The organism is Streptomyces johnsoniae, assembly GCF_031845565.1.
Taxonomy (GTDB): Bacteria; Actinomycetota; Actinomycetes; order Streptomycetales; family Streptomycetaceae; genus Streptomyces; species Streptomyces johnsoniae.
Window position 1 is genome coordinate 108,928 of sequence record NZ_JAVREV010000008.1, and the last position, 23,655, is coordinate 132,582.

At 70.4% G+C, this 23,655-nt stretch carries 1 protein-coding gene (only partly in view); it reads right to left on the reverse strand.

Annotated features, from left to right (window positions below; all coding sequences use genetic code 11):
• A protein-coding gene (locus RM779_RS16240; RefSeq protein ID WP_311618406.1) for a type I polyketide synthase crosses the window boundary here: on the reverse strand, positions 1–23,655 show its 3' portion. Its footprint extends 3,669 nt past the window's final position; the window shows 23,655 of its 27,324 coding nt (coding positions 3,670–27,324); the start codon falls outside the window, past its right edge — the gene reads right to left on this strand; it ends in the stop codon at positions 1–3.

Below are 23,655 nucleotides of genomic sequence, written 5' to 3' on the forward strand. Positions count from 1 at the left end.
TCAGTCAAAGTCGGGATCGTCGAGTTCGTCTTCCAGGAGCGCGAACATTTCCTCGGCAGTGGCCCCTTGGAGTTGCCGCTGTTGTGCCTCGTCCACTGCGGCCTCTGGCTGGAGGGCTCGGAACCGCTGAGTCAGCGCTTCCAGGCGGGCGACGATCTCGGCGCGCTCCGCGTCGTCGGACGGTGTGAGTCCGGTGGCCAGACGGTCGAACTCGTCCAGCACCGCGGAGTGACCGACCAACTCGGCGAGCAGGTAGTCCGCCATGGCCGTCGGGTTCGGGTGGTCGAACACTACGGTGGCCGGCAGCCGTATCCCGGCAGCAGCGCCCAACCGGTTCCGCAGCTCGACCGCGGTCAGCGAGTCGAAGCCGAGGTCCTGGAACGCGCGTTCGGCCGGCATTTCGGCGATCGACTCGTATCCCAGCACGGCCGCGGCGTGGGAACGCACCAGCTCGATGACCGTCCGGCGCCGTTCGGCCACCGGCATCCCGGCCAGCCTGGACGCAAACTCCCCACGCCCAGCAGCCGCCGACTCCCCAGAGCCCGCCGGGGCGATCTCCTCGCGCGCCTCCGGAATCGTCTCCAGCAGCGGACGCGGACGAGCCGCACTGAACACCGGCGCGAACTTTTCCCACTCCACATCCGCGACGGCGATGAACGTGTCGTCGTCGGTGAGAATCTCGCCGAGCGCGACCAGCGCCCGCTCGACGTTCAGGAAGTGGATGCCCTGCCGCCGAAGCCGGCTGGGCGTCAGGTGACCGGCGCCCTGGTCCAGCGTGGCGTCAACCTCGTCCCAGTTCCGGGTGTCCCACACGCCCCAGGCGATGGACGTGGCCGGCAGGCCACGGGCCCGCCGCTCCTCGGCCAGCGCATCCAGGAACGAGTTACCCGCCGCGTAGGCGCCGTGGTCGTTACTGCCCCACGTCGCCGAAATCGACGAGAACAGCACGAACTCGTCGAGATCGAGAGCGGCCGTCGCCTCGTCCAAGTGCACCGCCCCGAGCGCCTTCGCACCCAGCGCCGCGGACAGGCCCTCACGGTCGGTCTCCTCCACCCGCGCCAGGTAGGGGAGGTTCGCGGAGTGCAGCACGGTCGACAGGCCAGGACCGGACTCCTCGATCCACCTGACCAAGTCCGTCACCTGCCCCTCGACCCCCAGGTCGCAGCTGATGACCTCAACATCCGACCCCGCGTGCGCCACCGAGGCCGCAAGCTCCGCCAGGCCCTCCGCGGACGGACCCGAACGCGAGGTGAGAACGACGCGCGGCGCGCCACGTTCGGCAAGCCAGCCCCCGACGCTGACACCGATCGAGCCGGTGCCGCCGGTCAGCAGCACCGTGCCCCGCGGCTGCCAGTTCTGTCGGCCGGGCTTCGGCTCGGCCCGCACCAGACGACGGAGGAACACGCCCGAGGGCCGCAGCGCGACCTGGTCCTCACGACCGTCCGCGAGAACCGCGGTGAACCGGGCCGCGGTCTGGGCGTCCAGCTCCGTCGGCAGGTCGATCAGACCGCCCCAGAAGTCCGGGCGTTCCAGGCCGACCGCGCGGCCGAGGCCCCATACCTGTGCCTGTGCCGGGCTGGTCGTCGCCTCGCCCGCGCCCGTCTGCACCGCACCGCGCGTCACCACCCACAGCGGAGCCGACGCGTCGGCCTCGCCGAGGACGCGCACCAGGTCCACCGTCGCCGCCGTGCCGCGCGGCACCCACGGATACTCCGCATCCGGCGTCTCGTCCAGCGCCAGCAACGACACCACACCGCTCACGCCCGCCACCACGGACAGGTCGATCTGCTCGGGCCCGGCGACCGCGACCACCTCGGCCCCGTATCCCGTCAGCGCATCGGAGACAGCTTGACTGTCGGCTGTCTCGTCCCCAACGACCAGCCAGGTGCCGGACAGCGACCCGCCGCCGTCCCTGTCTGCCTGCTCCCAGGTGATTCCGTAGCGCCAGTCGTCCGCCGACCAGGCCGCCCGCTGCACTTCGCGTGCCTCGGGCCAGAACCGACGCCGCTGGAAGGCATACGTCGGCAGTTCCACAGCCGTGCCGCTCCCGAGCACCGCCGCCCAGTCCACCTCAACGCCGCTGACCCAGGCTTCGGCGAACGAGGCCAGCAGACGCTCGGCGCCGCCCTTCTCCCGCCGCAGCGTGCCGACCGTGATCGGGGAAATCTCCTCCAGCGCGTCACCGATAGCGCCGGTGAGCACCGGGTGTGGGGAGGACTCGATGAACACGCCGTGCCCGGACTCACCCAGCACCTGGATCGCGCGCTCGAACTCCACGGTCTCGCGCAGCGAAGCGAACCAGTAGCCCGCGTCCATCTCCGGGCCCGACAGCCATGCCCCGCTCATCGCGGAGACCATCGGGATACGCGTCTCCCGCGGGGCGATGCCCTCCAGGACGTTGAGGATCTCCTCGCGCAGCTCGTCCACCTGGGGACCGTGCGAGGCGTAGTCCACCGGAATCATCCGGGTCCGCACCGACTCACCACAGGACTCCTGCAACTCCCGCAGCGCATCCGGCTCACCCGACACCACCGACGCCGAGGGCCCGTTCACCGCCGCGAGCGACAGCCGTTCCCCGAACGGGGCGATGCGCTCGCGCACCGCGTCGGCCGGCTCGGCAACCGACAGCATCCCGCCACGCCCGGCCAGCGCCGTCAACGTCCGGCTGCGCAGCGCCACGACCTTCGCCGCGTCCTCCAGCGACAGAATCCCCGCCACCGCAGCGGCCGCGATCTCACCCTGCGAGTGGCCGACCACGGCCCTGGGAACGACACCGGCCGCCTCCCACACGGCGGCGAGCGACACCATCACCGCCCACAACGCCGGCTGCACCACATCAGCGGCCTCGAAGCCATGCCGCCCCGCCAGCACGTCCTCAAGCTCCCAGTCCACAAACGGAGCCAGAGCCACCGCACACTCCGCAAGCCTGGCCGCGAAGACCGGCGAGGACTCGGCCAACTCCCGGCCCATCCCGACCCACTGCGAACCCTGACCCGGGAACACGAACACCGTCGAACCGGTGCCGACCGGGGCCACCTCGCCGGACACGACACCGGCCCCGGGCTGGTCGGTGGCCACCGCGGCCAGCCCCGCCAGCAGCACCTCACGCTCCGACCCCAGCACCACCGCACGATGCTCAAACACCGACCGCGCCGTCGCCAACGACCACGCCACATCCGACGCCGCCAACTCCGGCCGCCCGATCACGTGTTCCCGCAGCCGGCCCGCCTGACCCGCAAGCGCCGCGGCGCCCTGGCCGGAGACCGTCCACGCCGGAACACCGGACGACAGCACCGGCAGCCCCGGCTCGCCCTCGCCCTCCGGCGCCGACTCCGAAGTTCCGTCCGCCGTCGGCGCCTCTTCAAGGATGACGTGCGCGTTGGTGCCGCTGATACCGAACGCCGACACACCCGCCCGCCGCGGCCGGTCACCCGGCTGCCACTCCCGCGCCTCCTGGAGCACCCGGACATCCCCCGAGGCCCAGTCAACGTGAGACGAGGGCGTTTCGGCGTACAGGGTCTTCGGCAGGACACTGTGCTGGAGCGCGAGCACCATCTTGATCACACCCGCGACACCGGCCGCGCACTGCGTGTGGCCGATGTTGGACTTCACCGAGCCCAACCACAGCGGCTGCCCGTCGCGACGTTCCTGCCCGTAGGTGGCCAGCAGGGCACCGGCCTCGATCGGGTCGCCGAGGGTGGTGCCGGTGCCGTGCGCCTCCACGGCGTCGACATCCGCCGCGGAGACCTGCGCGTTCGCCAGCGCCGCACGGATCACCCGACGCTGCGAAGGACCGTTCGGGGCGGACAGCCCGTTCGACGCACCATCCTGGTTGACCGCGCTGCCGCGGATCACCGCGAGCACCTGGTGCCCATTGCGTCGCGCGTCCGACAGCCGCTCCAGCATGACCATGCCCGCGCCCTCGCCCCAGCCGATGCCGTCGGCCTCGTCCGAGAACGCCTTGCACCGGCCGCTGGAGGCCATACCGCCCTGCTCGGAGAAGTCCATGTAGGCACCCGGCAGGGCCATGACCGCGACGCCGCCGGCCAGTGCCATCGTGCACTCACCGCCACGCAGCGCCGTGACCGCCTGGTGCATGGCAACCAGGGAGGAGGAGCAGGCCGTGTCGACCGTCACCGCCGGGCCTGTCAGACCCAGCGTGTAGGAGATCCGGCCGGAGGCCACCGCGGAGGCAGTACCGGTGATGCGATAACCGTTCAGGCTCTGGTCGTCCACCGGCAGGCTGCTGTCGTAACCCGAGTTACCGGCGCCGATGAAGACACCGGTGGCCGAACCGTGCAGCGAGGAGGGAGCCAGACCGGCCCGTTCGATCGCCTCCCAGGCGGTTTCCAGCAGCAGCCGCTGCTGCGGGTCCATCGCCATCGCCTCACGCGGGCTGATCCCGAAGAAGGCCGCGTCGAAATCGGCGGCGTCGTAGACGAATCCGCCCTGCCTGACGTAGGCATCGCGCATCGCTCCGCCGCCGTACTCCTCCTCGAACGCCTCCCAGCCGCGGTCGGTCGGGAAGCCCGAGATCACGTCCGCCCCCGCGGCCAGCATGTCCCAGAACTGGTCGGGACCGTTGACGTCGCCCGGGAAGCGGCAGCCCATGCCGACGATCGCGATCGGCTCGCCACCGGCCGCGGCCACCACCTGCACCGCGCCCTCGGACCCGGACTCGGCCGAGCCGACGAGTTCACCACGCAGGTATTCGGCGAGCACCGCGGCGTTCGGGTAGTCGAAGACCATCGTCGAAGGCAGCCGCACACCCGCCGCCGTCGACAAACGGTTCCGCAGCTCGACCGCGCCAACCGAGTCGAAACCCAAGTCCTTGAACGCCCGCTGCGGCAGCACATCCGCCGCCGCATCGTGCCCAAGCACGGCCGCCGCGTTACTGCGCACCAGATCCGTCAGTACCTGCCGCTGCTCACCCACCGGCATACCCGACAACCGCGCCACCAGCTCCGACGTGTCCGCCGAGACACTGGGCTCCGCCTCGGCCGCGAGAATCGCGCGGACCTCGGGCAGGGCCGACAGCAACGGGCTCGGACGGCGCAGGGTGTAGGTCGGCACGAACTGCGCCCAGTCGAAACCGGCAACCGCGACCGCACCCTCACCCGCGTCCAGCACCTGACCCAGAGCCCGCATCCCGCGCTCCGCGTCAATGCCCTCCATCCCGAAGTCCGCCAAGCGCTCGCCTCCGTCGCTGGCGGCCATGCCGACGCCGGCCCACAGGCCCCACGCCACCGAACTGGCCACCAGGCCACGAGCCCGCCGGCTGTCACACAGGGCGTCGAGGTAGGCGTTCGCCGCCGCGTAGGCACCGAGCCCGCCACTGCCCCAGGTGCCCGCTCCGGAAGAGAACAGCATGAACGCGTCCAGGTCCCGGTCCGCGGTCAGCTCATCCAGCACCGCCGCACCACCGGCCTTCGCCGACAGCAGCAGCGACAGATCAGCCGCCTCGACCTCCTCGACCAACTTCCCGTGGCCGATTCCGGCGGCGTGCATGACCGACGACAGACCGACACCCGTGGCGTCCATCCAGGTCAGCAGCGCACCCGTCGCCTCGCGGTCACCCGCGTCGGAAGCGACCACGTCCACCGCCGCGCCCGAAGCAGCGATCGAAGCAGCCAGCTCCGCGACCCCGGCCGCGCCGGGGCCAGACCGGCTGGTCAGCACCACCCGCTCCGCACCACGCTCAGCCACCCAACCCGCCGTAATCGCACCCACGCCACTCGTACCACCCGTCACCAGCACCGCACCCCCAGGCCGCCACTCCTCCCGCACCACAGGACGACCCGCACGCTCCAACCGACGACCCAGTACCCCACCCGAACGCACCGCGACCTGATCCTCGCCACCATTCGCGAGCACCCCGACCAGCCGCGCACCCACCCGGCCGTCGAACTCCGCAGGCAGATCAACCAGACCACCCCAACGCCCAGCCAACTCCAGCCCCGCCGTCACACCCAGACCCCACACCTGCGCCTGCACCACACTGGTCGGCACCTCACCCGCACCCACCGCACCCCGCGTCAGCACCCACAACGGAGCCTCCACCCCAGCACCGCCCAACGCCCGCACCAACTCCACCGTCGCCACCAGACCAGCCGCAACGATCTGATCCCCGGCGAACACCGCATCATCCACCGCCAACGTCGACACCACACCGGCCACACCCGCGACCACCGACGCATCGACCCCATCGGGACCGGCAACCGAAACAACCTCGGCACCACACCCGGACAGCGCCTCCGCAACAGCCTCGGCATCCGCCCCCTCACCCACCACCAGCCACGACCCCGACAACACCACACCCGACTCCACCACCGGAACCGGCACCCACGAAACCCGATAACGCCAATCAGCAACCGCTGAGTTGGCACGCTCACGCCTGCGGTAATCGGCCAGCGCAGGCAACACCTCACCCAGCCTGCCACCGTCGATGTTCAACGCCGCGGCAAGCTCCTCCAAGTCACCCTGCTCAACAGCCGCCCAGAACTCGGCGTCACCCTCGGAAACCACCGCCTTTGCGGCCTGCTCCGTCTCGGGCCAGTAATGACGGTGCTGGAAGGCATAGGTGGGCAGCTCGACGGTCTCGCCACCGCCCAGCACACCGGCCCACTCCACCTCAACACCCCGGACCCAGGCCTCGGCGAACGAGGCCAGCAGACGCTCGGCACCACCGTTATCCCGCCGCAACGTACCGACCGTGACCGGGGAAGCCTCCTCCAGCGCATCACCTATCGCGCCGGTGAGCACCGGGTGCGGGGACGTCTCCACGAACACGCCGTGCCCGGACTCACCCAGCACCTGGATCGCGCGCTCGAACTCCACCGTCTCGCGCAGCGAAGCGAACCAGTAACCCGCGTCCATCTCCGGACCCGACAGCCACTCCCCGCTCATCGCCGACACCATCGGGATACGCGCCTCCCGCGGGGCAACGCCCTCCAGGACGTTGAGGATCTCCTCGCGCAGCTCGTCCACCTGGGGGCCGTGCGAGGCGTAGTCCACCGGAATCATCCGAGTCCGCACCGACTCACCACAGGACTCCTGCAACTCCCGCAGCGCATCCGGCTCACCCGACACCACCGACGCCGACGGCCCGTTCACCGCCGCGAGCGACAACCGCTCCCCGAACGGGGCGATGCGCTCGCGCACCGCGTCGGCCGGCTCCGCAACCGACAGCATCCCGCCACGCCCCGCCAGCGCCGTCAACGTCCGGCTGCGCAACGCCACGACCTTCGCCGCGTCCTCCAGCGACAGAATCCCCGCCACCGCAGCGGCCGCGATCTCACCCTGCGAGTGGCCGACCACGGCCCTGGGAACGACACCGGCCGCCTCCCACACCGCGGCGAGCGACACCATCACCGCCCACAACGCCGGCTGCACCACATCAGCGGCCTCGAAACCATGCCGCCCCGCCAGCACGTCCTCAAGCTCCCAGTCCACAAACGGAGCCAGAGCCACCGCACACTCCGCAAGCCTGGCCGCGAAGACCGGCGAGGACTCGGCCAACTCCCGGCCCATCCCCACCCACTGCGAACCCTGACCCGGGAACACGAACACCGTCTTGCCAAGACCGACCGGAGCGACCTCGCCGGTCACCACACCCGCCGCGGGCTGGTCGGTGGCCACCGCGGCCAGCCCCGCCAGCAGCACCTCACGCTCCGACCCCAGCACCACCGCACGATGCTCAAACACCGACCGCGTCAGGACCAGGGAGCGCGCCACATCACCCACGGCGACCTCCGGCCGCCCCACCACATGCTCCCGCAGCCGGCCCGCCTGACCAGCAAGCGCCGCAGCACTGCGACCCGACACCGCCCACGCCGGAACACCAGGCGACAGCACCGCGACAGGAGCCGCAACCGGCTCCTCCTCAACCAGCGCCACCGGGGCCTCAAGCGGCGCCTCTTCAATAATCACGTGCGCGTTCGTGCCACTGATACCGAACGCCGACACACCCGCCCGCCGCGGCCGGTCACCCGGCTGCCAGTTCCCATCGTCCTGGAGCAGTTGCACGTTCCCGGCCGACCAGTCCACGTGCGACGAGGGCGTTTCGGCGTGCAGCGTCTTCGGCACGACACCGTGCTGGAGCGCCAGCACCATCTTGATGACACCCGCGACACCGGCCGCCTGCTGCGCGTGACCGATGTTCGACTTGATCGAACCGATCCACAACGGGCGGTCCCCTTCGGGACGTTCCTGTCCGTAGGTTTCCAGCAGCGCCTGCGCCTCGATCGGGTCACCCAGCTCCGTGCCCGTACCGTGCGCCTCCACCACGTCAACGTCCGCCGCAGAGACCTGCGCGTTCGCCAGCGCGGCACGGATCACCCGACGCTGGGAAGGACCGTTCGGCGCGGACAAACCGTTCGACGCACCGTCCTGGTTGACCGCGCTGCCACGGATCACCGCAAGCACCTGGTGCCCGTTGCGCCGCGCGTCCGACAGCCGCTCCAGCATCAGCATGCCGACGCCCTCGGCCATGCCCATACCGTCCGCACCATCCGCGAACGCCTTGCACCGCCCGTCCGAGGACAGCGCCCGCAGCCGCGAGAAGGCCACGAACTCGTCCGGGTCGGCCATCAGCATCACGCCGCCGGCCAGCGCCATCGAGCACTCACCGCCGCGAAGGGCAGTCACCGCCTGGTGCATGGCGACCAAGGAGGAGGAGCAGGCCGTGTCGACCGACATGGCCGGGCCTGTCAGACCCAGCGTGTAGGAGATCCGGCCGGACAGGACGCTCAGCGCATTGCCCGTCATCAAGTGGGCCTGGGCATCCGCCTCGCCCGACACCGCGGCGATGTAGCCGGACGTGGCCCCGCCGACGAACACACCGGTGGCCGAACCACGGAGAGACGTCGGAGCCAGCCCGGCCCGTTCAATCGCCTCCCACGACGTCTCCAGCAGCAGCCGCTGCTGCGGGTCCATCGCCAACGCCTCACGCGGACTGATCCCGAAGAACCCGGCATCAAACTCCGCAGCCCCCGAAAGGAAACCACCCTCCACCACATACGTCGAACCCTCAGCATCCGGGTCCGGATCAAACAACGCCTCCGCATCCCAACCGCGATCCACCGGGAACCCCGAAATCGCATCCCCACCCGAAGCCAGCAACTCCCACAGTTCCTCAGGACTCCGCACCCCACCCGGATAACGGCACGCCATCCCCACAATCGCAATCGGCTCCGACGGCGCCTGTACAACAACAGAGACAGCCTTTTCGGAAGCCGTGCCCAGCAGCCGGGACAGAAGCTCCTCGGCCATCGCTGTCGGGTTCGGGTGGTCGAACACGGCCGTGGAAGGCAGTCGCACCCCGGCAGCGGTGTTCAGCTGGTTCCGCAGCTCCACCGCGGTCAGCGAATCGAAACCGACATCCCGGAACGCCCGCTCGGCCGGCATCTCGGCGATCGACTCGTATCCCAGCACGGTGGCCGCGTGGGAACGCACCAGCTCGATAACCGTCCGACGACGGTCAGCTGCGGGCATCCCGGCCAGCCGGGACGCGTACTCCCCACGTTCCGCGGTCTGCGACTCCGCAGAGCCCGCCGGGTCGGTCTCCTCGCGCGCCTCCGGGATCGTGTCCAGCAGCGGACGCGGACGAGCCGCACTGAACACCGGCGCGAACCGGTCCCACTCCACATCCGCAACCGCGATGAACGTCTCGTCATCCGCCAGGACCTGTCCCAAGGCGGACAGTGCGCGTTCGACGTCCAGGAAGTGCATGCCCTGCCGCCGAAGCCGGCTGGGCGTCACCCGGCCAGAGGACTGGTCCAGCACGGCGTCCACTTCGTCCCAGTCCCGGGTGTTCCACACGCCCCAGGCGATGGACGTGGCCGGCAGGCCACGGGCCCGCCGCTCCTCAGCCAACGCGTCCAGGAACGAGTTACCCGCCGCGTAGGCGCCATGGTCGTTACTGCCCCACGTCGCCGAAATCGACGAGAAGAACACGAACTCGTCGAGATCGAGAGCGGCCGTCGCCTCGTCCAGATGCACCGCCCCGAGCGCCTTCGCACCCAGCGCCGCGGACAGACCCTCGCGGTCGGTCTCCTCCACCCGCGCCAGGTAAGGCAGGTTCGCCGAGTGCAGCACGGTCGACAGGCCAGGACCGGACTCCTCGATCCACCTGACCAAGTCCGTCACCTGCCCCTCGACCCCCAGGTCGCAGCTGATGACCTCAACATCCGACCCCGCGTGCGCCACCGACGCGGCAAGCCCGGCCAGGCCCTCCGCGGACGGACCCGAACGCGAGGTGAGAACGACGCGCGGCGCGCCACGCTCAGCCAGCCACACACCGACACTGACACCGATCGAGCCGGTGCCGCCGGTCAGCAGCACCGTCCCCCGCGGCTGCCAGGCCTCACGGCCACCAGACCTCGGCTCGGCCCGCACCAGACGACGGAGGAACACACCCGAAGGCCGCAGCGCGACCTGGTCCTCACGACCGTCCGCCAGCACCGACACCAACCGGGCCGCGCTCTGGGCATCGAACTCCGCGGGCAGGTCGACCAAACCGCCCCAGAACTCCGGGCGTTCCAGGCCGACCGCACGGCCAAGGCCCCACACCTGCGCCTGCGCCGGGCTGGTCGTCGCCTCACCCGCACCCGTCTGCACCGCACCCCGCGTCACCACCCACACCGGAACCGACGCGCCGATCTCGTTGAACAGCCGGACCAAGTCCACCGTCGCCGCCGTGCCACGCGGCACCCACGGATACTCCGCATCCGGCGTCTCGTCCAGCGCCAGCAACGACACCACACCGCTCACGCCCGCCACCACAGACGCGTCCAACTCCTCAGGCCCGGCAACCGCAACCACCTCGGCACCATGCCCCGCCAACGCATCGGAGATCACCGACGCGTCCGGCGCCTCACCCACCAGCAGCCACGTCCCCGACAGCGAAGCAGCAACGCCGTCCCCGCCGGCCTGCTCCCAGGCGATCCGGTAACGCCAGTCATCCGCCGACCACGCCCGCTGCACCTCACGGACCTCCGGCCAGAACCGACGCCGCTGGAAGGCATACGTCGGCAGCTCGACGGACTCGCCCCCACCCAGGACAGCGGCCCACTCCACCTCAACACCGCCGACCCACGCCTCGGCGAACGAGGCCAGCAGACGCTCGGCACCACCGTTATCCCGCCGCAACGTACCGACCGTAACCGAGGCGATTTCCTCCAGCGTGCCGGAGATGGCCTGGATGAGCACCGGGTGCGGGGAGGTCTCCACGAACACGCCGTGCCCCGACTCACCCAACACCTGGACGGCGCGCTCGAACTCCACCGTTTCGCGCAGCGAAGCGAACCAGTAGCCCGCGTCCATCTCCGGACCCGACAGCCACTCCCCGCTCATCGCGGAGACCATCGGGATACGCGTCTCCCGCGGGGCGATGCCCTCCAGGACGTTGAGGATCTCCTCGCGCAGCTCGTCCACCTGGGGACCGTGCGAGGCGTAGTCCACCGGAATCATCCGGGTCCGCACCGACTCACCACAGGACTCCTGCAACTCCCGCAGCGCATCCGGCTCACCCGACACCACCGACGCCGACGGCCCGTTCACCGCCGCAAGCGACAACCGCTCCCCGAACGGGGCAATCCTGCGTCGCACCGCATCGGCCGACTCAGCAACCGACAGCATCCCGCCACGCCCGGCCAGCGCCGTCAACGTCCGGCTGCGCAGCGCCACGACCTTCGCCGCGTCCTCCAGCGACAGAATCCCCGCCACCGCAGCCGCCGCGATCTCACCCTGCGAGTGGCCGACCACGGCCCTGGGAACGACACCGGCCGCCTCCCACACCGCGGCGAGCGACACCATCACCGCCCACAACGCCGGCTGCACCACATCAGCAGCCTCGAAACCATGCCGCCCCGCCAGCACGTCCTCAAGCTCCCAGTCCACAAACGGAGCCAGAGCCACCGCACACTCCGCAAGCCTGGCCGCGAAGACCGGCGAGGACTCGGCCAACTCCCGGCCCATCCCCACCCACTGCGAACCCTGACCCGGGAACACGAACACCGTCGAACCGGTACCGGCCGGGGCGACCTCACCAGTCACCACACCCGCCGCGGGCTGGTCGGTGGCCACCGCGGCCAGCCCCGCCAGCAGCACCTCACGCTCCGACCCCAGCACCACCGCACGATGCTCAAACACCGACCGCGTCACGACCAAAGAGCGCGCCACATCCGACGCCGCCAACTCCGGCCGCCCGATCACATGTTCCCGCAGCCGGCCCGCCTGACCCGCAAGCGCCACCGCACTACGACCCGACACCACCCACGCCGGAACACCAGGCGACAACACCGGCAACCCCGGCTCGCCCTCGCCCTCCGGCGCGGGCTCCGGCGTGGGCTCCGCCGCTGCTTCCTCGTGCGGAGTCTCCTCCAGGATCACGTGCACGTTCGTGCCGCTGATACCGAACGCCGAGACACCTGCCCGGCGGGGCTGGTCGCCCGCGGGCCACTCCTGGTCTTCCCGGAGCAGTTGCACGTTCCCGGCCGACCAGTTCACGTGCGTGGACGGCGTCTCCGCATACAGCGTCTTCGGCAGGAGGCTGTGCTGGAGCGCGAGCACCATCTTGATGACACCCGCGACACCGGCCGCGCACTGCGTGTGGCCGATGTTGGACTTCACCGACCCCAGCCACAACGGGCGGTCCCCGTCGGGCCGTTCCTGCCCGTAGGTGGCCAGCAGGGCACCGGCCTCGATCGGGTCGCCCAGCGAGGTCCCGGTGCCGTGCGCCTCCACCACGTCAACATCCGCCGCGGAGACCTGCGCGTTCGCCAGCGCCGCACGGATCACCCGACGCTGCGAAGGACCATTCGGCGCGGACAAACCGTTCGACGCACCATCCTGGTTGATCGCGCTGCCACGGATCACCGCGAGCACCTGGTGCCCGTTGCGTCGGGCGTCCGACAGACGCTCCAGCATCAGCATGCCCGCGCCCTCGCCCCAGCCGATGCCGTCGGCCTCGTCCGAGAACGCCTTGCACCGGCCGCTGGAGGCCATACCGCCCTGCTCGGAAAACTCCATGAACGCGTCCGGCGAAGTCATGACCGCGACACCGCCGGCCAGCGCCATCGTGCACTCACCAGCCCGCAGCGACTGCACCGCCTGGTGCAAGGCGACCAGGGAGGAGGAGCAGGCCGTGTCCACCGTCATCGCCGGGCCTGTCAGGCCCAGCGTGTAGGAGATCCGGCCCGAGGCCACCGAGGAGATGGCGCCGGTGAGCCGGTAACCGTTCAGGCTCGCATCATCGATGGGCAAGCTGTTGTCGTAACCCGAGTTACTGGCGCCGATGAAGACACCGGTGGCCGAGCCGTGCAGCGAGGAGGGAGCCAGACCGGCCCGTTCGATCGCCTCCCAGGCGGTTTCCAGCAGCAGCCGCTGCTGCGGGTCCATCGCCAATGCCTCACGCGGGCTGATCCCGAAGAAGGCCGCGTCGAAATCGGCCACGTCATAGAGGAACCCGCCCTGCCGGGCATACGCCTGCCCCGCGCGGACCGCTGCGCCGCCGAACTCCTCCTCGAACGCGTCCCAGCCGCGGTCGGTCGGGAACCCGCCCACCGCATCCGTGCCCGCAACCAGCAAGTCCCAGAACTGCTCGGGACCGCGGACATCACCCGGGTAACGGCAGCCCATACCGACGATCGCGATCGGCTCGCCACCGGCCGCGGCCACCACCTGCACCGCGCCCTCGGACCCGGACTCGGCCGAGCCCACGAGTTCACCACGCAGGTATTCGGCGAGCACCGCGGCGTTCGGGTAGTCGAAGACCATCGTCGAAGGCAGCCGCACACCCGCCGCCGCCGCCAAGCGGTTCCGCAACTCGACCGCGCCAACCGAGTCGAAACCCAGATCCTTGAACGCCCGCTGCGGCAGCACATCCGCCGCCGCATCGTGCCCAAGCACGGCCGCCGCGTTACTGCGCACCAGATCCGTCAGTACCTGCCGCTGCTCACCCACCGGCATACCCGACAACCGCGCCACCAGCTCCGACGTGTCCGCCGAGACACTGGGCTCCGCCTCGGCCGCAAGAATCGCGCGGACCTCGGGCAGGGCCGACAGCAACGGGCTGGGGCGATGCAGGGTGTAGGTCGGCACGAACTGCACCCAGTCGAAACCGGCAACCGCGACCGCACCCTCGTCCGCATCCAGCACCTGACCCAGAGCCCGCATCCCGCGCTCCGCGTCAATGCCCGCCATCCCGAAGTCCGCCAAGCGCTCGCCTTCGGCGCTGGCGGCCATGCCGACGCCGGCCCACAGACCCCACGCCACCGAACTGGCCACCAGACCACGGCCCCGCCGACTGTCACACAGCGCATCGAGGTACGCGTTCGCCGCCGCGTAAGCGCTCAGCCCGCCACTGCCCCAGGTGGCAGCGCCGGAGGAATACAGCACGAACGCGTCCAGGTCCCGGTCCGCGGTCAGCTCATCCAGCACCGCCGCACCACCGGCCTTCGCCGACAGCATGGCCGACAGATCAGCCGCCTCAACCTGCTCAATCGGCATACGGTCACTGATTCCGGCGGCGTGCATGACCGACGACAGACCGACACCCGTGGCGTCCATCCAGGTCAGCAGCGCACCCGTCGCCTCACGGTCACCCGCGTCGGAAGCGACCACGTCCACCGCCGCACCCGAAGCAGCGATCGAAGCAGCCAGCCCCGCCACCCCGGCCGCCCCTGGGCCGGACCGGCTGGTCAGCACCACCCGCTCCGCACCACGCTCAGCCACCCAACCCGCCGTAATCGCACCCACACCACTCGTACCACCCGTCACCAGCACCGCACCCCCAGGCCGCCACTCCTCCCCCACCACAGGACGACCCGCACGCTCCAACCGCCGACCCAGTACCCCACCCGAACGCACCGCGACCTGATCCTCACCACCATTCGCGAGCACCCCGACCAGCCGCGCACCCACCCGCCCATCGAACTCCGCAGGCAGATCGATCAAGCCACCCCAGCGCCCGGCCAGCTCCAGCCCTGCCGTCACACCCAGACCCCACACCTGCGCCTGCACCACACTGGTCGGCACCTCACCCGCACCCACCGCGCCCCGCGTCAGCACCCACAACGGAGCCTCCACCCCAGCACCGCCCAGCGCCCGCACCAACTCCACCGTCGCCACCAGACCAGCCGCAACGATCTGATCACCGGCGAACACCGCATCATCCACCGCCAGCGTCGACACCACACCGGCCACACCCGCGACCACCGACGCATCGACCCCATCGGGACCGGCAACGGTGATCACCTCGGCACCACACCCGGACAGCGCCTCCGCAACAGCCTCGGCATCCGCCCCCTCACCCACCACCAGCCACGACCCCGACAACACCACACCCGACTCCACCACCGGAACCGGCACCCACGAAACCCGATAACGCCAATCAGCAACCGCTGAGTTGGCACGCTCACGACTGCGGTAATCGGCCAGCGCAGGCAACACCTCACCCAGCCTGCCACCGTCGATGTTCAACGCCGCGGCAAGCTCCTCCAAGTCACCCTGCTCAACAGCCGCCCAGAACTCGGCGTCACCCTCGGAAACCACCGCCTTTGCGGCCTGCTCCGTCTCGGGCCAGTAATGACGGCGCTGGAAGGCGTAGGTGGGCAGCTCGACGGTCTCGCCACCGCCCAGCACACCGGCCCACTCCACCTCAACACCCCGGACCCAGGCCTCGGCGAACGAGGCCAGCAGACGCTCGGCACCACCGTTATCCCGCCGCAACGTACCGACCGTAACCGGGGCATACTCCTCCAGCGCATCACCGATAGCGCCCGTAAGCACCGGATGCGGGGACGTCTCCACGAACACGCCGTGCCCCGACTCACCCAGCACCCGGATCGCGCGCTCGAACTCCACGGTCTCCCGCAGCGAAGCGAACCAGTAACCCGCGTCCATCTCCGGGCCGGTGATCATGTCACCGCTCATCGCGGAGACCATCGGGATACGCGTCTCCCGCGGGGCAATGCCCTCAAGAACGGTCAGGATCTCCTCGCGCAGCTCGTCCACCTGGGGGCCGTGCGAGGCGTAGTCCACCGGAATCATCCGGGTCCGCACCGACTCACCACAGGACTCCTGCAACTCCCGCAGCGCATCCGGCTCACCCGACACCACCGACGCCGACGGCCCGTTCACCGCCGCAAGCGACAACCGCGCCCCGAACGGGGCAATCCTGCGTCGCACCGCGTCGGCCGGCTCCGCAACCGACAGCATCCCGCCACGCCCCGCCAGCGCCGTCAACGTCCGGCTGCGCAGCGCCACGACCTTCGCCGCGTCCTCCAGCGACAGAATCCCCGCCACCGCAGCCGCCGCGATCTCACCCTGCGAATGCCCCACCACCGCATCCGGCACCACACCGGCCGCCTCCCACACCGCGGCCAGCGACACCATCACCGCCCACAACGCCGGCTGCACCACATCCGCAGCCTCAAACCCATGCCGCCCCGCCAGCACATCCCCCAACTCCCACTCCACAAACGGAGCCAGAGCCACCGCACACTCCGCAAGCCGCGCCGCGAACACCGGCGAGGACTCGGCCAACTCCCGGCCCATCCCCACCCACTGCGAACCCTGACCCGGGAACACAAACACCGTCTTGCCAAGACCGACCGGAGCGACCTCACCAGTGACCACACCCGCCGCGGGCTGGTCGGTGGCCACCGCGGCCAGCCCCGCCAGCAGCACCTCACGCTCCGACCCCAGCACCACCGCACGATGCTCAAACACCGAACGCGCCGCCACCAACGACCACGCCACATCAGACGCCGCCAACCCCGGCCGCCCGACCACATGCTCCCGCAACCGGCCCGCCTGACCAGCAAGCGCCACCGCACTACGACCCGACACCACCCACGCCGGAACACCAGACGACAGCACCGGCAACCCCGGCTCGCCCTCGCCCTCCGGCGCGGGCTCCGCCGCAGCCTCAAGCGGCGCTTCCTCCAGGATCACGTGCACGTTCGTGCCGCTGATACCGAACGCCGACACACCCGCCCGCCGCGGCCGGTCACCCGCCGACCACTCCCGCGCCTCCTGAAGCACCCGGACATCCCCCGAGGCCCAGTCCACATGCGACGAAGGGGTTTCGGCGTGCAGCGTCCTCGGCAGAACGCCGTGCCGCATCGCCAGCACCATCTTGATCACACCCGCGACACCGGCCGCCTGCTGCGCGTGACCGATGTTCGACTTGATCGAACCGATCCACAACGGGCGGTCCCCTTCGGGACGTTCCTGCCCGTAGGTCGCCAGCAGCGCCTGCGCCTCGATCGGGTCACCCAGCTCCGTGCCCGTGCCGTGCGCCTCCACCACGTCAACATCCGCCGCGGAGACCTGCGCGTTCGCCAGCGCCGCACGGATCACCCGACGCTGCGAAGGACCATTCGGCGCCGACAAACCGTTCGACGCACCATCCTGATTCACCGCACTGCCACGGATCACCGCGAGCACCTGATGCCCGTTACGCCGCGCGTCCGACAGACGCTCCAGCATGACCATGCCGACGCCCTCGGCCATGCCCATCCCGTCCGCACCATCCGCGAACGCCCTGCACCGCCCGTCCGAGGACAGCGCCCGCAGCCGCGAAAAGCCCACGAACTCGTCCGCATCGACCATCAGCATCACACCACCGGCCAGCGCCATCGAGCACTCACCGCCACGCAGCGCAGTCACCGCCTGGTGCATGGCGACCAGCGACGACGAACACGCCGTGTCCACGGACACCGCCGGACCCGTCAGGCCCAGCGTGTAGGAGATCCGGCCGGACAGAACGCTCAGCGCGTTACCCGTCACCAAGTGCGCCTGGGCATCCGCCTCGCCCGACACCGCGGCGATGTAGCCGGACGTGGCCGCACCGACGAACACACCGGTGGCCGAACCACGGAGAGACGTCGGAGCCAGCCCGGCCCGTTCAATCGCCTCCCACGACGTCTCCAGCAGCAGCCGCTGCTGCGGGTCCATCGCCAACGCCTCACGCGGACTGATCCCGAAGAACCCGGCATCAAACTCCGCAGCCCCCGAAAGGAAGCCGCCCTCCACCACATACGTCGAACCCTCAGCATCCGGGTCCGGATCAAACAACGCCTCCGCATCCCAACCGCGATCCACCGGGAACCCCGAAATCGCATCCCCACCCGAAGCCAGCAACTCCCACAGTTCCTCAGGACTCCGCACCCCACCCGGATAACGGCACGCCATCCCCACAATCGCAATCGGCTCCGACGGCGCCGCAGCAGCCACCGCCACCGCCGACTGCAGCCCCGCCGACTCAGCCCCGAACAGTTCGAAGAGGATCTCCTCGGCCAGGGCCGTCGGGTTCGGGTGGTCGAACACGGCCGTGGAAGGCAGCCGCACCCCGGCAGCGCTGTTCAGCCGGTTCCGCAGCTCCACCGCGGTCAACGAATCGAAACCGACATCCCGGAACGCCCGCTCGGCCGGTACCTCGACCGCAGCCTCGTGCCCCAGGACAGCAGTGGCGTGGGAACGCACCAGCTCGATGACCGTCCGACGACGCTCGGCCACCGGCATCCCGGCCAGCCGGGACGCGTACTCCCCACGCTCCGCGGCCCGCGACTCCGCCGAGCCCGCCGGGTCGGTCTCCTCGCGCGCCTCCGGGATCGTGTCCAGCAGCGGACGCGGACGAGCCGCGCGGAACACCGGCGCGAACTTCCGCCAATCGACGTCCGCAACCGCGATGAAGGTCTCGTCGTCCGCCAGGACCTGTCCCAAGGCGGTCAATGCCTGATCGGTGGCGAGGAAGTTCATGCCCTGCCGCCGTAGCCGACTGGGCGTCACCCGGCCAGCGCCCTGCTCCATCGTCGCCTCGACCGCGTCCCAGTCCGGGCTGTCCCACACGCCCCAGGCGATGGACGTGGCCGGCAGGCCACGGGCCCGCCGCTCCTCGGCCAGCGCATCAAGGAACGAGTTACCCGCCGCGTAGGCACCATGGTCGTTACTGCCCCACGTCGCCGAAATCGACGAGAAGAACACGAACTCGTCCAGGTCGAGAGCGGCCGTCGCCTCGTCCAAGTGCACCGCCCCGAGCGCCTTCGCACCCAGCGCCGCGGACAGACCCTCGCGCCCGGTCTCCTCCACCCGCGCCAGGTAAGGCAGGTTCGCCGAGTGCAGCACGGTCGACAGGCCAGGACCGGACTCCTCAAGCCAGGTCACCATCCCGGCCACCTGCTCACGCACACCCAGATCGCAGCTGATCACCTCAACATCCGACCCCGCGTTCGCCACCGACGCGGCAAGCTCCGCCACACCTCGCGCGGACGGACCCGAACGCGAGGTGAGAACGACGCGCGGCGCGCCACGCTCAGCCAGCCACACACCGACATGGCGACCGATCGAGCCGGTGCCGCCGGTCAGCAGCACCGTGCCACGCGGCTGCCAGTTCTGTCGGCCGGGCTTCGGCTCGGCCCGCACCAGACGACGGAGGAACACACCCGAGGGCCGCAGCGCGACCTGGTCCTCACGACCGTCCGCCAGCACCGACACCAACCGGGCCGCGCTCTGGGCATCGAACTCCGCCGGCAGGTCGACCAAACCGCCCCAGAACTCCGGGTGCTCCAGGCCGACCGCACGGCCAAGGCCCCATACCTGCGCCTGCGCCGGGCTGGTCGTCGCCTCACCCGCACCCGTCTGCACCGCACCCCGCGTCACCACCCACACCGGAACCGACGCGCCGATCTCGTTGAACAGCCGGACCAGGTCCACCGTCGCCGCCGTGCCACGCGGCACCCACGGATACTCCGCATCCGGCGTCTCGTCCAGCGCCAGCAACGACACCACACCACTCGCACCCGCCACCACGGACGCGTCCAACTCCTCAGGCCCGGCAACCGCAACCACCTCGGCACCATGCCCCGCCAGCACACCGGAGATCACCGACGCATCCGGCGCCTCACCCACCAGCAGCCACGTCCCCGACAGCGAAGCAGCAACGCCGCCTTCACCGGCCTGCTCCCAGGCGATCCGGTAACGCCAGTCATCCGCCGACCAGGCCGCCCGCTGCACCTCACGGACCTCGGGCCAGAACCGACGCCGCTGGAAGGCATACGTCGGCAGCTCGACGGACTCGCCCCCGCCCAGCACACCGGCCCACTCCACCTCAACACCCCGGACCCAGGCCTCGGCGAACGAGGCCAGCAGACGCTCGGCACCACCGTTATCCCGCCGCAACGTACCGACCGTAACCGGGGCATACTCCTCCAGCGCATCACCTATCGCGCCGGTGAGCACCGGATGCGGGGACGTCTCCACGAACACGCCGTGCCCCGACTCACCCAACACCCGGATCGCGCGCTCGAACTCCACCGTCTCGCGCAGCGAAGCGAACCAGTAACCCGCGTCCATCTCCGGACCCGACAGCCACTCCCCGCTCATCGCCGACACCATCGGGATACGCGCCTCCCGCGGGGCAACGCCCTCCAGAACGGTCAGGATCTCGTCACGCAGCTCGTCCACCTGGGGACCGTGCGAGGCGTAGTCCACCGGAATCATCCGAGTCCGCACCGACTCACCACAGGACTCCTGCAACTCCCGCAGCGCATCCGGCTCACCCGACACCACCGTCGCCGAGGGCCCGTTCACCGCCGCGAGCGACAGCCGTTCCCCGAACGGGGCGATGCGCTCGCGCACCGCGTCGGCCGGCTCGGCAACCGACAGCATCCCGCCACGCCCGGCCAGCGCCGTCAACGTCCGACTGCGCAACGCCACAACCTTCGCCGCGTCCTCCAGCGACAGAATCCCCGCCACCGCAGCCGCCGCGATCTCACCCTGCGAATGCCCCACCACCGCATCCGGCACCACACCAGCCGCCTCCCACACCGCGGCCAGCGACACCATCACCGCCCACAACGCCGGCTGCACCACATCAGCAGCCTCAAACCCATGCCGCCCCGCCAGCACATCCCCCAACTCCCACTCCACAAACGGAGCCAGAGCCACCGCACACTCCGCAAGCCGCGCCGCGAACACCGGCGAAACCTCCGCCAACTCCCGACCCATCCCCACCCACTGCGAACCCTGACCCGGGAACACAAACACCGTCTTCCCCACCCCAGCCGGAGCCACCTCACCGGACACGACACCGGCCCCGGGCTGGTCGGTGGCCACCGCGGCCAGCCCCGCCAGCAGCACCTCACGCTCCGACCCCAGCACCACCGCACGATGCTCAAACACCGAACGCGCCGCCACCAACGACCACGCCACATCCGACGCCGCCAACTCCGGCCGCCCGACCACATGCTCCCGCAGCCGGCCCGCCTGACCAGCAAGCGCCACCGCACTACGCCCCGACACCACCCACGCCGGAACACCAGGCGACAACACCGGCAACCCCGGCTCGCCCTCGCCCTCCGGCGCGGGCTCCGCCGCAGCCTCAAGCGGCGCCTCTTCAATAATCACGTGCGCGTTCGTGCCGCTGATACCGAACGCCGACACACCCGCCCGCCGCGGCCGGTCACCCGCCGACCACTCCCGCGCCTCCTGAAGCACCCGGACATCCCCCGAGGCCCAGTCCACATGCGACGAAGGGGTTTCGGCGTGCAGCGTCCTCGGCAGAACGCCGTGCCGCATCGCCAGCACCATCTTGATGACACCCGCCACGCCCGCGGCTTCCTGGGTGTGGCCGATGTTCGACTTCACCGACCCCAGCCACAACGGCTGCCCGTCGCGACGTTCCTGCCCGTAGGTCGCCAGCAGCGCCTGCGCCTCGATCGGGTCACCCAGTGCGGTGCCGGTGCCGTGCGCCTCCACCACATCAACATCCGCCGCGGAGACCTGCGCGTTCGCCAGCGCGGCACGGATCACCCGACGCTGCGAAGGACCATTCGGCGCCGACAAACCGTTCGACGCACCATCCTGGTTGACCGCGCTGCCGCGGATCACCGCAAGCACCTGGTGCCCGTTGCGCCGCGCGTCCGACAGACGCTCCAGCACCACCACACCCGCGCCCTCGCCCCAGCCGATGCCGTCCGCATCGTCCGAGAACGCCTTGCTCCGGCCGCTGGAGGCCATGCCGCCCTGCTGGGAGAAGTCCATGAAGGAATCCGGCAGGGCCATGATGGCGACGCCGCCGGCCAGCGCCATCGTGCACTCACCGCTGCGAAGGGCAGTCACCGCCTGGTGCAACGCGACGAGCGACGAGGAACACGCCGTGTCCACCGTCACCGCCGGGCCCGTCAGACCCAGCGTGTAGGAGATCCGGCCGGAGTGAACGGCCGTCACGTTGCCGGTGAGCCGGTAGCCGTCCAGGCTTTGATCGTCGTTGGGCAGAACGGAGGTATATCCCGAGTGGTTGGCGCCGATGAAGACACCGGTGGCCGAGCCGTGCAGCGAGGACGGCGCGAGGCCCGCTCGTTCGATCGCCTCCCATGAGGTCTCCAGCAGCAGCCGCTGCTGGGGGTCCATGGCCATCGCCTCGCGCGGGTTGATCCCGAAGAACCCGGCATCGAAGTCAGCCACGTCGTAGAGGAACCCGCCCTGCCGGGTGTAAGCCTCCCCGGCGCGGACCGCTGCGCCGCCGAACTCCTCCTCGAACGCGTCCCAGCCACGGTCGGTCGGGAACCCGCCCACCGCATCCGTGCCCGCAACCAGCAAGTCCCAGAACTGCTCGGGCCCGTGAACGTCGCCCGGGAAGCGGCAACCCATGCCGACGATCGCGATCGGCTCGCCCCCGGCCGCGGCCACCACCTGGACCGCGCCCTCGGACCCGACCGAACCGACGAGTTCGCCACGCAGGTATTCGGCGAGCGCGGCGGGGTTCGGGTAGTCGAAGATCATCGTCGAGGGCAGCCGCACCCCGGCCGCCGTCGACAAGCGGTTGCGCAGCTCGACCGCACTTGACGAATCGAAGCCCAGGTCCTTGAACGCCCGCTGCGGCAGCACATCCGCCGCCGCATCGTGCCCAAGCACCGCCGCGGCGTGGCCACGCACGAGGTCCGTCAGCGTCTCCCGCTGGTCGCCCACCGGCATGCCCGACAGCCGCGCGGCCAGTTCAGAGCCATTGGCGGAGGTACCGGGATCGGCTTCGGCCGCGAGGATCTCGCGGACCTCGGGCAGGGCCGACAGCAACGGGCTCGGACGGCGCAGGGTGTAGGTCGGCACGAACTGCGCCCAGTCGAAACCGGCAACCGCGACCGCACCCTCGTCCGCATCCAGCACCTGGCCCAGAGCCCGCATCCCGCGCTCCGCGTCAATGGCCTCCATCCCGAAGTCGGCCATCCGCTCGCCTCCGTCGCTGGCGGCCATGCCCACGCCGGCCCACAGGCCCCACGCCACCGAACTGGCCACCAGACCACGGCCCCGCCGACTGTCACACAGCGCATCGAGGTAGGCATTGGCCGCCGCGTAAGCGCTCAATCCGCCACTGCCCCAGGTGGCAGCGCCGGAAGAGAACAGCATGAACGCGTCCAGGTCCCGGTCCGCGGTCAGCTCATCCAGCACCGCCGCACCACCGGCCTTCGCCGACAGCAGCAACGACAGATCAGCCGCCTCAACCTCCTCCACACCCTTCCCGCTGCTCAGCCCCGCAGCATGCATCACCGACGACAGACCCACACCCGTGGCGTCCATCCACGCCAGCAGCGCACCCGTCGCCTCACGATCAGCCACATCAGAAGCGACCACGTCCACCGCCGCACCTGAAGC